This window comes from Tenacibaculum halocynthiae (genome assembly GCF_964512825.1).
GTDB lineage: Bacteria > Bacteroidota > Bacteroidia > Flavobacteriales > Flavobacteriaceae > Polaribacter > Polaribacter halocynthiae.
This window is the reverse complement of record NZ_CAZELG010000021.1, coordinates 239,234-254,955: the sequence shown is the minus strand read 5'-3', so window position 1 is coordinate 254,955 and position 15,722 is coordinate 239,234. Positions and strand designations below refer to the sequence as shown.

At 31.5% G+C, this 15,722-nt stretch carries 11 protein-coding genes and 2 riboswitches; all 11 genes read right to left on the bottom strand.

The features are described from left to right. Positions 1 to 3: 3 nt before the first annotated feature. The 11 genes from cobM to ACKTTQ_RS08105 all read right to left on the bottom strand — a co-directional run bounded on the left by cobM (position 4) and on the right by ACKTTQ_RS08105 (position 15,419). Positions 4 to 1,845, bottom strand: a complete 1,842-nt coding sequence (gene cobM, locus ACKTTQ_RS08155; protein ID WP_299134804.1) for a precorrin-4 C(11)-methyltransferase — start codon at positions 1,843 to 1,845, stop codon at positions 4 to 6. Beyond that, positions 1,846 to 3,045 carry a precorrin-6y C5,15-methyltransferase (decarboxylating) subunit CbiE gene (gene cbiE, locus ACKTTQ_RS08150; RefSeq protein WP_408048912.1) on the bottom strand — a complete coding sequence of 400 codons (1,200 nt, stop codon included), beginning with the start codon at positions 3,043 to 3,045 and terminating at the stop codon, positions 1,846 to 1,848. It lies immediately after the preceding gene. Beyond that, positions 3,046 to 3,687: a 5,6-dimethylbenzimidazole synthase gene (bluB, locus tag ACKTTQ_RS08145; RefSeq protein WP_408048911.1), complete on the bottom strand. Its 642-nt coding sequence runs from the start codon at positions 3,685 to 3,687 to the stop codon at positions 3,046 to 3,048. It abuts the gene before it with no gap. A 2-nt stretch (positions 3,688 to 3,689) separates the two neighbouring features. Next, a complete protein-coding gene (gene cobJ, locus ACKTTQ_RS08140) occupies positions 3,690 to 5,066 on the bottom strand; it encodes a precorrin-3B C(17)-methyltransferase (protein ID WP_408048910.1) in 1,377 nt (458 codons plus the stop codon). After that, positions 5,063 to 5,773: a precorrin-2 C(20)-methyltransferase gene (gene cobI / locus ACKTTQ_RS08135; protein WP_093871572.1), complete on the bottom strand. Its 711-nt coding sequence runs from the start codon at positions 5,771 to 5,773 to the stop codon at positions 5,063 to 5,065. Before cobI ends, cobJ begins: the two co-directional genes overlap by 4 nt. Continuing rightward, positions 5,770 to 6,702 carry a sirohydrochlorin chelatase gene (locus ACKTTQ_RS08130; protein WP_113787323.1) on the bottom strand — a complete coding sequence of 311 codons (933 nt, stop codon included), beginning with the start codon at positions 6,700 to 6,702 and terminating at the stop codon, positions 5,770 to 5,772. The genes cobI and ACKTTQ_RS08130 overlap by 4 nt, the downstream gene beginning before the upstream one ends. 4 nt (positions 6,703 to 6,706) lie before the next feature. Further along, entirely contained in the window at positions 6,707 to 8,251 is a 1,545-nt protein-coding gene (gene cobA, locus ACKTTQ_RS08125; RefSeq protein ID WP_408048909.1) for a uroporphyrinogen-III C-methyltransferase, read from the bottom strand. Between the two features lie 2 nt (positions 8,252 to 8,253). Further along, complete coding sequence (locus tag ACKTTQ_RS08120; protein ID WP_408048908.1) at positions 8,254 to 9,054, bottom strand: (2Fe-2S) ferredoxin domain-containing protein; 801 nt, start codon at positions 9,052 to 9,054, stop codon at positions 8,254 to 8,256. A gap of 3 nt (positions 9,055 to 9,057) precedes the next feature. After that, entirely contained in the window at positions 9,058 to 11,307 is a 2,250-nt protein-coding gene (locus ACKTTQ_RS08115) for a TonB-dependent receptor (RefSeq protein ID WP_408048907.1), read from the bottom strand. Between the two features lie 80 nt (positions 11,308 to 11,387). Next, positions 11,388 to 11,593, bottom strand: a riboswitch (cobalamin riboswitch). 53 nt (positions 11,594 to 11,646) lie between these two features. Continuing rightward, positions 11,647 to 13,122, bottom strand: a complete 1,476-nt coding sequence (locus ACKTTQ_RS08110) for a PepSY domain-containing protein (RefSeq protein WP_408048906.1) — start codon at positions 13,120 to 13,122, stop codon at positions 11,647 to 11,649. A gap of 5 nt (positions 13,123 to 13,127) precedes the next feature. After that, on the bottom strand, positions 13,128 to 15,419 hold the full coding sequence (locus ACKTTQ_RS08105) for a TonB-dependent siderophore receptor (RefSeq protein WP_408048905.1): 2,292 nt from the start codon (positions 15,417 to 15,419) through the stop codon (positions 13,128 to 13,130). A gap of 93 nt (positions 15,420 to 15,512) precedes the next feature. Continuing rightward, a riboswitch (cobalamin riboswitch) is annotated at positions 15,513 to 15,718 on the bottom strand. Positions 15,719 to 15,722: the final 4 nt, after the last annotated feature.

Here is a 15,722-nt window from a genome sequence, read left to right as displayed (position 1 = left end):
GAATTATTCTGTAACTACAAATTTCTTATTAGTTCTAAAAATATGTTTCCATTCAGGGCTGTATAACTGCGATCTGTTTTTACGAGCTCCAATAGCATGACCTACTACAATTAATACAGTTCTAGTTTTTTTACTCTCTTTTACAATTTGTGCCAGGTTTTCTAATTTTCCTTGAAATATTTCTTCATCTTTCCAAGAAATTCGATACATAACTGCCACGGGTGTATCGGCATCAAAATGTTCTAATAGTTGTGCTTCTACTTTTTTAGCAATACCAACACTTAAAAAGATACACATGGTTGAATTTGTTGCTGCAAATGCTGAAATACTTTCTTTTGATGGCATAGGAGTTTTTCCTTCACCACGAGTTAATACAATAGATTGTACTACTTCGGGTATGGTGAATTCCGATTTTAATACTGCTGCTGCTGCACTAAAAGAAGAAATACCAGGTACAATAAAGTAATCCATTTCCAATTCATCAAAAATGGTCATTTGTTCTTGAATAGCACCATATAAAGAAGGGTCACCACATTGTAAACGAACAATAGCGTTTCCTTTTTTATAATGTTCTTGCATTAAAGATACTTGCTCCTCTAAAGTCATCATTGCAGAGTTTCTAACTACCGCTCCTGGTTTACACCAATTGGTCATTTCTTCAGGAATCAAACTTCCAGCATATAACACACAGTCTGCTTCTTCTAAATATTGTTTTCCTTTTACGGTTATTAATTCCTCATCACCAGGTCCTGCACCAATAATAGCAACCGCTGTTTTACGAGCTACTTCAGCGCTTAAAGCAACCGAAAAAGTGAATTTTTCACTGTTCTCTAAATGAATTTTCTGTTTTTCAACAAGTAAATCATTATTTCCAGAAAGTAACATCGCGCAAGATTCTGAAACACCATTAACACCAATTTTTGATTGTACCATTGCACTTGGGTTAGGTATCGTAACAGTGTTTATTCTATCAGAAGTAAATGTGCTGAAAGGAATATTGTTAGACTCACTAAAATCTAAATAAGCTTGCTGTTCCGCTTTAATATCAATAGAACCAAAGTTTTTGATGGCAGAAAAGTATAATCCTTCAGCGGCTAGTTTTGATTTTAAGGTTTCTTGAAATAACTCGAAATCTAATTGTTTAGAACATCCAGAACCAACAGATAATACTTTCGGAATTAAAAATAAACTAGGAATTTTTGCTTCGTAAACTTTATAACTTACCGCAATAAATAATTCGAACTGTGTATAATCAATATCTTTTTCATTATAAAAAATAGTCACAAAACTAGGAACTGTTTTTTCTAAATGCTGTGTGCCTTTATCTTTAATATCTAAAAGTAATGCAGTAGGTTTGTTATTAGCAAACAATGCCATTATTTTATTTGTAGCTATTGAACTTTCTGTTTGCCAATTAAATTGACTTCCAAGAGTATCTAAAGCCCAAATATTTTGTACATCACTTGAGGTCGATATTACAGCATTTGCTCCTAATACACTCGCTGTTTTTGATGCAAAATCATTCGCTCCACCTTTATGTCCGCTTAATACAGATTGCACATGTAACCCTAAATCATCAACAGAAATTACTGCTGGATCGGTGTTTTTATCTTGAATATACGGAGCAATTAAGCGTACGCAAATACCCAAGGCTGTTACAAAACAAATACCATCTAGTTTCATAAAATTATCAGCTAAATAGTCAGAAATAGACGTAATAGTTGATACACTTTCATTACTAGACTGTAAAGTAGTTATGACTAATGATTTTGGAAATTCTTTCTGAATAATAAGGGCTTTTTCTATTCCTTTTTCAGTGACTGCTATGATGGCTATTTTTCTCATTTATTTTAGTTCAGCTGTGTGAATGCTAATTTTATTATGTTGGTTTACTTGAATAACACTAGTATTTACGATGTAATTCAATTTTGTAAGTTCTTCTGTAAATATTTTAGTGCTGCTTTCTCTTACAGCGTTAGTAACGAATCGTACTGCCGGGTTTTGTTTATGGATTAAATGGAGTAGTTCTTTTAAGCGTCCACCATGACCACCAATAAAAACAACATCAGGAATTTCAAAATCATTTAAGTTGAGATTAAAAAAATCATCAATAATAATAGCAATTCCAGGTGTTGAAAAACGTTCTGTATTTTGTTGAATTATAGATGCGCATTCAGTTCGTTTTTCAAAGGCAACGACTTGTAAATGCGGAAAATGTTGTTTCGCTTCAATAGCAACAGATCCAGTACAAGCTCCTACATCCCAAAACACCGTTTTATTTTGTAATTCTAACGCATTAATTGTACTTAAACGAATAGGCATTTTAGTAATCATGTTAGCTCTATTCGTTAATGGAACAAAGGATGCATCAGGAATACCAAAAGGTTTGTGTTTAGGTGCTGTTTGTTTTAATAATGCACAGTTTAAATTATCATGTGTTTTGTTAGAACAAGAAACTAAATCTAGTTGTTCAATATGTTCATTATCTCCGTCTAAAGCTTCTCCAATGGTTATTGAGTAATTATCAAAACCATATTGCAGCATACGTTTCGCAATTTCGGCAGGTGTTTTTTTGTTATCGGTTAATACGCCGATTAATTCGTTTCTATGAATTAGTGCTTCATCTAGTGCTGACCAATCTCTACCGTGTATAGATACCGATTTTAATGTATTGTAGTTCGTTTGTGTTTTATGACATAACAATTGAATACTATTAAAATAAGGAGTAGCGCTTAATTTAGCATTGGGTAATAAGCGTTGTAACGTATTTCCGAAGCCATAGAAAAAAGGATCACCAGAGGCAAAAACCACAATCGTTGTCGTAATTTTTTTATACTGATTCATCAGCGCATCTATTTTACCTGAAATTTCAATCCAAGTATGGTTTTCGGGTAGGAACGATTTTACTAATTGATAATGTCGTTTTCCACCAGAAAAAACAGATGCTTCTTTAATTAATTTCAAGACATCATCATTCAATTTCGGACTAGGATGATTGCTAATTCCAATTAAATAAAAATCGATATGTGAATGTATTTGCTTCATTTATTGATAACATTCTTTAATAACAACATCGTTAATATTTTTACGTTTTTCCCATTGTAAACGTTCTAATTCAGGGTTTTCATAAAATTTATCTACGTGTCCTAAACATAAATAGCCTATTAATTGTCTGTTTTCAGGAGCATTTAAAATGGTTTTAATCTTGTTTGGGTCTAAAATACTTACCCAACCTAAACCAACGTTTAAAGCTCTTGCCATTAACCACATATTTTGAATAGCGCATACTACTGAGTAAACACCGGCTTCTTTCATAGTAGTTTGCCCTAAAACAGGGTGTTCACTTGGTTTATAAAAAACAGCGATATTTAATGCCGATTCTACAATTCCTTCTAATTTTAATTGCGTGTAGGCATCGGCTTTTTTTCCTTCAAAAAGAGTTTTTGCTTTTTCGTTCTCTTCAAAAAAACTGTCTTTTATTTTATTTCTAATGTCTAAATCTTTAATAACTACAAATTCCCATGGTTGAGAAAATCCAACAGAAGGTGCATTTACTCCAGCAAATAGAATTTTATCTAAATCCTTTTGAAGAATAGGTGTGTTTATAAAACGATTACCTCTAACATCTCTACGAGCAAGTATTATTTGCTCTAAGGTTTCTATATTTTCTGGAGTGAATTTGCTCATTTTTAAGATTTAAAATAAGTTGAAGCTTCCGGTAACGTAAAAACTGCATTTGTAATAGCTGCTGCAACATTACTACCACCTCTGTTTCCTTCAATAATAACCCAATCGGTAGTTGCAATTTGTGATAATTGTTCTTTTGATTCTAAAACATTCACAAAACCAACAGGCACTCCAATTATACCAACAGGTTTAAAAGTATCATTGTCTCTTAATTGTTCAACAATTTCGAATAAAGCCGTTGGAGCATTTCCTACTACATACAAAGCATTTGGGTGTTTTTCAATGGCTTTTCGAATTCCAGCTTGTGAGCGCGTAATATTTGCCGATTTAGCTAGCGCTTGTGCATCTTCATCATTTAATAAACAGTGAATTTGATTTCCGTATTCTTTTATAAAAGCTTTTGTGATTCCTGCTTTTACCATGGTAACATCAGTAACAATTTCTCCACCATTTTTAAGATGCGTATGCCAATTTTCAATAGCATTCGGTGTTGCTGAATAATGATTAAAATCTTCTAAAATTCCTGTAGTATGAATAACTCTCGTTACTGCCCATTTATCAGCAATAGAAAAAGGGATTCCTTTAATATGATCGGTAACAATTCTAAAACTTTCTTGTTGAATTTCTTTACCTGTATGTGGTTTTCTATTTAAATAACCTCTTGGAGTAACCAAATAATCTTTAAAACGATAGGTTTGCGAGTTTCCAATCATTACCAAGCAAAACATATCTACATCTTCAGGGTTAAATTCTCCTAAAGTGGTAATTTTAAGTTCTTCTTCTGGTCGTGTTACATGTCTTATAATTGCAACTGGGGTAGCAGGTGAGCGTTCTGTTAAAAATATTTTCTGCAATCTACCTAACTGCCAATGTCTTTTTTTACTTTTTGGGTTGTATAAACTGGTTACAAAATCTCCCATTGCAGCAGCTTTAATTCTCTGCTCAATTTTGTTCCAAGGTGTCATTAAATCAGACAATGAAATACAACAAAAATCATGACCTAGCGGCGCACCTAATTTACTACCAGCAGCTAAAAATGCCGAAACACCAGGAAGTGTTTCTAATTCAATGGCATCATCATTTCCTTTAGATACCACTTCATAAACAATGGCAGCCATGGCGTAAATACTGGCATCTCCAGAACCAATAACTACTACATATTTATCTTCTTTTGCTTTTTCAATAGCTTTATGAGCTCTTGCTTCTTCTTTACCTAAGGGCATTGAAATAAGTTCAGCATTTTCTTTAAAAAGAGATGCTCCAAATTGAAAATAATAATCGTAACCAATAACTACGTCTGCTTTTTCTAAAGCATTTTTAACTACGGGTAACATATAATTGATATCTCCAGGACCTAAGCCTGCTATAGTTATTTTCATTTGTTTATTTTTTTAATAATCATAAGAGAAAAATAAGGTGTTTCTCTTGTACTGGCAGTACTCCAGTTATTAGTTATAAATTGTTGATTCGTTCCTAAGCGTTCGGCATAAGTAACGCTATGTTTTTTAGTGTCGATTACAGCAGTAATTATATCAACAACCGATATAATTTTCATTAATACTACAGTGTCGAAATTAGCAATAGCCTCTTGTAGTTCTTCTTTGGTTTGTATGCGAGGAATTACTACTACTTTTTCGTTTTGTAAGCATAAAGGAGTTTTACTTTCAGATGCTAAATGCAAGTAAGAGCTAATACCCGGAATTAAATTAATAGGTAAATTATGCGCTTGTATTTTTTCTAACAGATAAGAAAAAGAGCTAAAAGTACTAATATCTCCTTCGCTAACAATTGCTATAGATAATCCTTTATTATACTCAGAAAGTATTTGTTGAAAGGTTGTTTCATAAATAACTTTTGCTTGCGCTCTCTCTAAATCCATTTTTAAATAAAATCCTTCGAGTTTTTGTGAATCTAAATTATAGTTATTTAAAATAGAATGTGAATAGCTAGCTTTTCTGCCATTTTTAAATAAAGAGCCAGGGTAATATATTTTATCTACTTTCTGTAAGGTTTTTAATCCTTTTAAAGTAATTAATTCAGGATCACCAGGACCTAAAGAGACACCGTATATTGTACCTTTTATCATATTCCTAAACCTTTTTTAATTTTAGTAAATACGCTGTTTTTTTGACCAACTTTTTCATCTTCTTCAAACAAAACACCTTTTACACCTAAATGATGTCCTACTTGTTCTTTTCCTACTTCCGATTCTAAACCAACAATTTGTTTTCTGTATTTACACAATTGACAATTCATGTTTGCCGTACCATTGATAGCTTCGTCTAGTCGTTCATCAAAAGCTTTTAAAATAAGCTCATCGCTACCAAAAGCTTTGGTGTACACATATTCATAAGGAGAAGTTTCACTAAATGTTCGAATTTGATTATAAATACGCTCTAATAGTATACCTGTAAAAAAGAAAAAAGGGATCGCAATAGTACGTTTAAAGCCCATTTTACTTGTTAATTCTAAGCTTTTAGTAACATTAGGGTAGGCGGTACCACTATAGGATACTGTTGTAAAACCAAATCCCATTCCTTCTCCCAACATACAAGCCAGTTTGTGAACATCAGAGTTTGCGTCAGTATCGGTTGTTCCTCTACCTACAACCATTAAGCACACCTCTTTTCTATCCATCGGTGTATGTTTGCTTTCTTCTTCCAAAACTCTTTTTTGAGCTAATTCTAATAAAAATGAATTTACACCAAGGTGTTTTCCCATTTTTATAGTTAAATCGCTATAATAGCTTTGTATGGTATTCATTTCATAAGGAATATCATTCTTAGCATGCGAACCCGCAAAAAGTATAATTGGTAGCGCATAAATTTCACGAATACCCTTTTGATACATACGTTCAATAGAAGCTTCATAAACTGGGTGATTAAACTCTAAAAAGCCATAATCAACCTCATAATCTGTATAACGGGCTTTTAAAATGGAAACTAATTCTTTAAAAGCATCGGTTCCAGTTTTGGTTCTACTGCCGTGTCCGCAAAGTAAAATTCCTTTTTTCATTCTTTTAATTAATTGGTTTTACTCCTATTAAAAATACTACAGGCATTTGTAGTTCTTGTTTTTTTATATCGTTTTCTATCTCACCTAATGTTGAAGAAAGTAGCACTTCATTTTCTCTTGATACATTTGAAACCGCATTAATAGGAATATCAGGGTTCTTACATACTTCCATTAATTTAGGAACAATTTTATCCATACTTTTCAAGCCCATATACAAAGCTAGTGTGTTACCAGCATTTAGCATTTCAGCAATTCCTTTAAGCTGCGCGGTAGAATAATCTGCCGTATGTGCGGTACAAATTAAAATAGCGTTCGACTGTCTTCTTTCCGTAATAGGTATGTTTACAGAACTAGCAGCGGCTAACGCAGCAGAAATTCCTGGAACCACAGTAAAAGGTAAATTATGCTGTTTTAAAAACCGAACCTCTTCGGCTGCTCTTCCGTAGATGTATGGATCTCCAGATTTTATGCGAACTACATTATCTCCTTGCTCACAGTGTTTTTTCATCAATACATTGATGTTGTTCTGACGCGTTTCTTGATCTCCTTTATCACCATATTTTCTACCTACGTAAATATGTTCAGCCTGCGTATTTATGGCTAATATTTCATCAGAAATTAAATTATCGTGTAAAATAATTTCAGCATTTTCAATGGCTTCAAAAGCTTTTAAAGTCAACAAGTTTTTGTTACCTGGACCACAACCTACTATAGAAACTTCAGGTAAATATTCTTTTGTGAAAATCCACTCAGGATTTGAAAATTGGTATTCAAAATTTAATACTGATTTTGATTTTGAATTATCAACTATTTTATAATTTTCTTTAATTGGTATCTCAAAAATTGGAGGAGACATGTTTAATTTAATTGCTGCATTTTCATAAAAATCTTTTCTTTTAGGATGAATATCTGCACAGCCATTAATAGTTTCACCGAAACAATCTTGTTCTAAAATTTTTTTAATCAGGTTAATTACATCTTTTTGATGAATTAAATTAACTGGAACATTCGGGTTTTTTAATTGTTTTTTATTAGCAAGGAATCTTCCTGGATGACGTTTTGGACCTATTAATCCCGCTAAACGAAGAATCGTTAAGTTATTTCCAAAATGTTGTTGTAATAATTTTTCAGCTTCTATGAGAGCTTTACCAGAAGCTTTTTCAGGAATGCAATGTAGAGATTCATTTACAAGAGTATTGGTGTTTTGATATACCGATGTGGAACTAACAAATATAATTTTTGTTGTTTTCGGTGTATGTTTTATAATTTGTTTAATTTGAAGCGGATGAATGGTTTCAATATTTTCAATTCGCTTGGGAGGAAAATTTATAATTAACGTAGATGTATCATGGATAAAAGATTCCCAGTCGCCAATAATGGTATCAGCCTCAACTTTTATTCTACAGGTGTGAAAAGAATATGTAGCTAATGATTTTAAGTTACTGAGGCTTGAAGTACTTCCATTAACAGCATAACCACTTTTTTGAAGTTGTAAAGCTAATGGTAAACCTAACCAACCTAAACCTAGTATTGAAACACCTTTTTTCATTGTTATGTTAAATTTAAAATTGCGTTTTTTAACTGTATTTTTCTACAATATTCCCAGCCTTTATTAGCTATGGAATCGAATGCTATTTTTCCTAAAACGTCACCAAATTTATTTTTAAAACGTATACCAACTTGTTGCGATTCCTTTTGATAAAAATATTCCGTGCTAGAAATTTTAGCTTGTTGTAACTCTTTATTATCTTTTGGTACAGCTGCAATAGTTAATGGAATGCAAGTTGTTTTAGTAAATAATTCAAGTGTATGTGTTTTAGAATATTCTAACGTTTCAATATCATTAAAATCAATAGAATTTTGATTTGTCATAGAAAGAGTTACACCATCTGGGTTTTCTCTAAGAAATAAGAATAACGGATACAAATACTGATCTGAACTAAATCCTTTGGTAATAAAACACTCACCTAATTCTGTATCATTTTTTAGTTCAAAAGGCTTTGGTGTTATTGGGGCTCTTTCGTTGTTAGAAATTTGCTTATCCCATCCTTTTTTATATAATAATTCAGTTTCTATAGGACATTCATTATTTAAATGTCCTTTTACGATATGCGTTATTTTTTCGGGAGTTAATTCTTTATACCAAAATTCTCCCGGACTTACAATACAAGTAGGGGCATCTTCACATCTACCATTACATCTAGTTTTTATAGTATGAGTACTATCCCAAAGCTCATTGTTTCTCAAATAAGCTCTAGCTTCTCTAACAACTTTTTCGCTACCTGCTTTTTGGCATGACCCTCCGTCGCAAAAGAAAAAAGTGTGTGTGGTATTGGCGATGTTTTTTCCCATGATTTAAAAGAAATATGTTATACTTAATTTTGTTGAAAAAGGAGTTCCAGGTGTAAAATGAATATCATCAACAGGCTGAGGTTCTCCTTGTAGTTGAGAGGAGTCGTAAAAAACAGCTTCTCTCCAGCTAGTATCAAATAGGTTTTCAATAGACAACCCTATTTGATATTTAGGTTTGGTATAATTAATAACTAAATCTGTAATAAAGTATTCTTGAGCAAGTACTGATTCATCTTCAATCAGAGGACGCTCTCCTAAATAACGATAGCGTAATGAAGTATTAATCCCGTTTTGTAAGCGTAAAGTAGCACCTCCTGTTGAAGTAAATCTTGGAGCACTTGGTATTTTATTCTCACTTTTAGGAGCGTCTAACAAGGTACCGAAACTATAATTTAAATCGGTATCTAACCAAAAGTTAGGTAAGGGTTGGTATCTAAAAGAAGCTTCACTACCAATTCGTTTTGATCTACCTTTATTTTCAAATTCAAAACCATCAGGACTAAAAACAAACTCTGCATCACTTTGTAAATAAAAAGCAGCAAGATTTCCTACAAACTTTTTTCCTATTTTAAATTCTGTTCCAACATCATATCCAATTGCTTTTGGTAATGGATTTACATCACTGTTTTTTACTGCAGCATTCGCATAGTTTGAATGAAATCCAACACTAGCTTTAGCATATAACTGAATGTTATTTGTAGCATCATAAAATAAACTAACTTTAGGGCTAACTCTAAAGGCTGTAGTGTTTCCTTGTTGAGGTGTTGGTACTAATTCATTTACATTAAAATTGAAGTAATCAGCTCTAAGACCACCTAAAGCTGTTAGTTTAGGGGTTATTTGAATTCTTTCTTTTAAAAATAAAGCAATATTTGTTTCTTCAATATCAAATTTATTTATTGCCTTTAAAAATGTTCGTCCAATAGCATTGTTTAATCCAATCGTATTGTTATTATGTTCAAAAGACCAACCAATAGAAGTTGTGCTATTTGGTATTTGTAATAGATTTTTTATTGATAAGTTTCCTTTGTAAGCATATGCGTTACGATTCTCGTATTGGTGAATCATATCACCGTTAACAGGATCGTTTTGGAAAAAAGAAAAATTAGAAAATAAGTTATATTTGTTAGAAACATAATACAATTGATTGGTAAGTTGAGTGTTTTCTGAAAGGCGAGAACTTAATTGTACATTAAAATGAATTCTTTTAGTATCACCACCTTCCTTATCATCAATAGCACCAAATCTAGTTATAAGTCCACTTTTAATTGCTCGTAAAGGTATTTGTCCAGAAGCATTCCAATCACTATGAAATGTAGAAAAAGAAGTTTTTAGTTCGTGAGCATCAGAAAGAGGAAGGGTGTATTTAGCAAAAGTATTTAATCGTCTTAGTTTTTGATCACTTTCAAAAAAACTAGTGTTGTAGGTTCCTTCTATAGCAACATAAGCATTCTCATTATTATTCGTTAAAAAACTACTCTCATTTAAAAGAGAAACCATTGCTAAAGCTCTAACAAAGTTATATTGCCCATATTCTAGTTTAGCTACGTTACGATGTAGTTTGTTTTTTGAAGAAAATTTAGCTGCACCAGAAACCGCAAAATTACCTAGTGAAACCTCATGAGGCCCTTTATAATAATCTGCAGTTTGAACAGTTTCAGGAATTAAAAAATGTAAATCGGCATACCCTTGTCCGTGAGCATGAGAACTTAAATTAATACCGATATCATCTACAAGAACAGCAAAGTCAGTACCATGATCATTATCAAATCCTCTAAGGAATATCTGTTCAGCTTTTCCACCTCCAGCATGTTGCGCTATAAATAAACCAGGTACTGTTTTTAAAAAATCATGAGCACTGTTTATAGGTCTTAATTGTAATGAAATTTTAGAAACCTTTTGAATTCCTAATTTTTTTTGGTTTTTAGAATTGATGACAATTTCTGAAAGTTGAATAACTTCCTTTTCTAGTGTAATATTTAAATTTGAGGTTTCTTTTTTTAGTAGAATTGTTTTCTGTAAATAGCCATCCGAAGTGAAGGTTAATTTTACAGGGAAATTTTCTATTCTTATAGAAAAATTACCTGTTTCACTAGTTGTTCCTTTGGAAACTTTGTTCGCTGTAATACGTACTTGTGAAATTGTTAACTGAGTTTCTTGATCAGTTACTTTACCTTGAACGGTATTGTTTTGTGCGAATATGGATAGTGAAAAACACAGTGTCCATAGACTGCATAAAATCAATTTTTGCATTTAAAAAAGAAATTAAGCAGGTAGGGAAAGAAAATATGAATAACATAATTTTCTAACTCTTTACCCGAGAGTTATTATTATAAATTGGTTTGATTTAGGCAGGTCTCCTGACTTAGCTTAGCGTTCATTTACCTTCCCATAGTTTTACCCACAGTGGTTTTTGTTAATGAAGCCTTTAATAAGCTTTACAGTTGCGGGAACAGTTTTGGATTTGCACCAAATTCCCTTTTAATTCTTATTCAAAAATTTTATGAAAGAATAAGAAACCAAAAATCGAAGCGAATATATAGATTTTTTATTACAGGATTGAGTCTATAATTAGTTTTTCTTCTTTTTAACTCAATACTTTGATACTTTTTTAGCTTTTCTTTTTTTTGAATATTTTTTGATTTTACGCTTAATGAATTTAATTCCCAAACCAGTAGCAGTTACGCAAGTAATAGTTCCTCCAATGAGTAAGAAAATCAGTATTATGTCCCAAAGTGGTCGATTTTTTGTAAGAAATGAAAAATCTAAACTATGTAGGCCATGATATAACCATCTTTCTGTTCTGTTTTTAGGAGCAGATTTAAGAAGTACCCTATTTGTTTTTGGATTGATGTAATAATAGTTATCCTGGTTGGTGAAAATTTTAACAACAGGAAGTGTTTTTATATTTTTCCGATCATAATAATAGGCGTCATATTTATTAAGTACTACTAATTCAGTTACTTTTTCTTTGATGTTAAATTCGTTTATTTTATCAATATATTGCTGGTTTGTTGCCTTGTAATTACTATTTGTAATGCAATAATTTTTAACAGTGTTTTTGTTGAATTTTTCAATAAAGACATTATCATTAAATAAAGAAAAATGTATTTCTTTAAAACTTGATTTGGAAGCAACTTTTTTAAAATTATCCCAATCTTTATTAGTAATACTTTTTAAGGTGAAGTTTTGTCCTTGCCAAACGTTTTTGTCGTGTTGGTTTAAAGAGGAGCTAGGCACCCAATTAAAAGGAGTCATACTCATGAAGCCACTAAATACCCATGTGCAAATAAATAAGCCAAAACCTAAACCAAAATAATAATGTAGGTTATACCATTTATTTTTAAACCTTTTAAAGTTTGCTTTGGGTTTCTTTTTATAGCGAATTAACCCCGTAACTATTCCGGTAAGTGTCATTAGTAAACCTAATCCAGCCAACCATAAAATAAGTTGTTGCCAAAAATAACTATGTATGCGTATGTCTTTAAAATAAATCCAATGTGGTATGGCACCAACCCATGCCCAAAAACGATCATGAGAGGTGGTAATATTTAAAACCTCACCAGTAAGAGAAGATACATGAACCCATGTGTTTTCTCGGTTTGTAAACGTTACTTTATAAATAGGTAAATGTTTAATGTATTTGGGTCTAGGAATCCATTGATCTACTTCTTTAAGAACGTTGACTTGAGCTGTACTTTTTAAATTAGTAGCATTTTGTGCAATACCTAACGCTTTATTTTTAGTAAGTTTTACAAGTTCTCCATTTTTAGCATATCTTGAAATAAGATTTCCCGAGCCAGTTTCTATATGGTAAACGATATTGTTAAGAATCGAGTTAACTCTTAGTTTGTGTATCGTTTTGATGGTGTCTTGCTCGAATATAGCAGTAGGAGGTAGAATTTTTTTAGAAGCTAAGCTAGTTTCTTTTTTACGATGTATTTTCTCTTCTTTACCTAAAAAAGGAAAACTTTTATACATCATTACAAACCCTGAAAGAAACCAAACAAGGAATAGCATAAAAAATAAAGTGCCTAAATAATGATGTATAGTTATAAGTTTTTTCAAGAGGGTTAAAATTTATAGCTTAGATTAAGTCTAAAGTTTCTTTCTGCTCCAGAGAAGAATTGATACTCATAAATAGCATCAGTAAAATATAATTTGTTGGTAATGTTATTTATATTTAAGCCTATTCTAACATTGTTTTTTTGATAATAAATGGCACCATCAAGAAGAGCATATGAAGGCAGTTTGTATAAATTATTAGAGTTTGTAAAATTATCACTCGTATAATTACCACCAATACCAAAGCCTAGCCCATTTTTTAGCTCATAGTTAAGCCACATATTTGCTAAATGTTTTGGTGCAAAAGGTAGTGCATTACCTTCTTTTTTTGTTTGTGAATCACTTGCATCATAAGCACGTATTTTAGCTTCTGTAAAAGCGTATCCAGCTTTAATGTATATGTTTTTAAGTGGTGTATATTCTATATCTAATTCTATTCCTTTAGAATCAGCCTCTCCAATTTGACGGTATTCATTAACTTTATTTCGTTCTACTATATTATGCTTTAAAATGTAAAAACTAGAAAGGGTAATGTTTAGCTTATTCAGTTTTTCAAATTTAATACCTCCTTCTAATTGATAGCCTTCTTCCGGATCAAAAATTTGACTACTTGGTGATATTGTTCTAGAAGGTTTAAAGTAGTTAGAATATGAAGAGAAAATACTAAAGTTTTTAGAAGGTTGGTACACTAAACCAGCTCTATAACTTAAAGCAGTTGAAGGAATTTTTGTTTCTTTACCAGCTTCAATAAGTGATCTATCTGCATTAATTTTATCAGTAGCATAGCTTCCTTCAAAAATATCATAACGTATACCAATTAAAACTTTAAGTTGATTAGAGATATCTGACCAGTTTTGCCAATAAAATCCACTATTAAATTCATCTCTTATTTGTACTCTTTCATCAACAGCTTCTATGTGTCCTTGGTTTAAAATCGGATCTATTACTGAAATAGTAGTTTTTACACCAGGACCAATTACGCTTCCTCTAAATGATTTTCTGTCTAAAAAAGTTATAGAATTACCAAAAATAGATTTGTGCTTTATTTTACCTGTGTTAAATTGATAACTTACATCTAATTGATTCTGAATTGTATTTGTTGTATGGTTAAAGTAAAAAGGAAACCCTCTAGTTATCGAATCTTTAGCAGTATTAAAATAAAGCCATTCTGTAGATAGGTAATTGATATCATCATCAGACCACGATAAATTATTACTTAATTTTACCTTATCATTAAATTTATGCTTGTATTTAATCTGTAAATCAAAACGTTTGTGCTTTAAATAATCTTGAGGATCGTTATACCTTGTTTTCGGATCCATTCCTGCAACAATATCTCCATTTTCATCAACTGGAATACCTGTGTCGGTATCATATATATCATTATTGGTTTGGAACGATACTTCTAAAATATCTTTTTTAGTAGGCGTATAGTTAAGTGAAAAAGAAGCATTATTAGTGTTCACCCGATAATCTCTCCAGCCATTTGACTTAGTAAGCCCAAAATCTACCCTATATTTTAATTTTTTATTTATTGGACCTCCGATACCTGCAGACATTTCATAGGTGTCAAAAGAACCATAAGTAGCACTAAACTCGCCAGTAAAAGTAGAGGTAGGTTTTTTTCGCACTATATTTATAATACCACCCAAAGCAGAATGTCCAAACATAACACCAGCAGGGCCTTTAAGTACTTCAATATGGCTAACATTTGCTAAGTTGGTACTAGGCGCACTTGTTGAAAGGTTATGACGCTCGTCTCTTACTCCATCATTTAAGAGTACGAAATTATTAAATCCTCTAATTCTAAATGTTTGAAAACCACCATACCTGTTTATTGGTCTAACTCCTGTAGCACTTTTAACAGCACTCCCTAAATCATTTGAATTTCTAAGTTTTAATATTTTCGAACTTACATTATTTGTAGTTAGTGGTGCATCTAAGTTTTTTATCTGAAGTTTATTTAACTCAACACTTTTTCTGCTGTTAGCAGAAATATCTATTGCTTTTAATTCAAAAGATGTTGGTTGTAAATAAATGATAGTAGGTAAGTCTTTAAACAGAAAATTAACTGATTTATACCCTATGTACGAAATGTTAATAGTATCGTTCGGTTTCCCAACAATATTAAAAAAACCTTTATTATTTGATGTTGTTCCTTTTTTAGTATTATTATTTACAATAGAAGAAAATTGAATAGGATGCTTGTTTACTTTATTTAAAAGTTGAACAGATTTTGTTTTTTGAGCAATCAATAAATTGCTGCTAAGTAGAAAAAAGAAAACTAATTTTAATTTCATTAAGTTTTATTTGCTCAGAAATTAAAATATAAGAGTAAGAAGCCTACAAAAAATAGGCCATCGAACACGTTAACTTTTATTCCCGAAAGTTTAAATTATGTTTTGATTTAGGCAGGTCTCCTGACTTAGCTTAGCGTTCATTTACCTTCCCATAGTTTTACCTACAGTGGTTTTTGTTAATGAAGCCTTTAATAAGCTTTACAGTTGCGGGAACAGTTTTGGATTTGCACCAAATTCCCTTTTAATTCTTATTCAAAAATTTTATGAAAGAATAAGAAACCAAAAATCGAAGCGAATATATAG

Excerpts from the sequence above, each read along its gene's own strand:
- ACKTTQ_RS08105 (WP_408048905.1), bottom strand. The coding sequence starts at position 15,419 with ATGAAATTAAAATTAGTTTTCTTTTTTCTACTTAGCAGCAATTTATTG.
- cobA (WP_408048909.1), bottom strand. The coding sequence starts at position 8,251 with ATGAAAAAAGGTGTTTCAATACTAGGTTTAGGTTGGTTAGGTTTACCA.
- ACKTTQ_RS08115 (WP_408048907.1), bottom strand. The coding sequence starts at position 11,307 with ATGCAAAAATTGATTTTATGCAGTCTATGGACACTGTGTTTTTCACTA.
- cobJ (WP_408048910.1), bottom strand. The coding sequence starts at position 5,066 with ATGAAAATAACTATAGCAGGCTTAGGTCCTGGAGATATCAATTATATG.
- bluB (WP_408048911.1), bottom strand. The coding sequence starts at position 3,687 with ATGAGCAAATTCACTCCAGAAAATATAGAAACCTTAGAGCAAATAATA.
- cbiE (WP_408048912.1), bottom strand. The coding sequence starts at position 3,045 with ATGAAGCAAATACATTCACATATCGATTTTTATTTAATTGGAATTAGC.
- ACKTTQ_RS08130 (WP_113787323.1), bottom strand. The coding sequence starts at position 6,702 with ATGAAAAAAGGAATTTTACTTTGCGGACACGGCAGTAGAACCAAAACT.
- ACKTTQ_RS08120 (WP_408048908.1), bottom strand. The coding sequence starts at position 9,054 with ATGGGAAAAAACATCGCCAATACCACACACACTTTTTTCTTTTGCGAC.
- cobI (WP_093871572.1), bottom strand. The coding sequence starts at position 5,773 with ATGATAAAAGGTACAATATACGGTGTCTCTTTAGGTCCTGGTGATCCT.
- cobM (WP_299134804.1), bottom strand. The coding sequence starts at position 1,845 with ATGAGAAAAATAGCCATCATAGCAGTCACTGAAAAAGGAATAGAAAAA.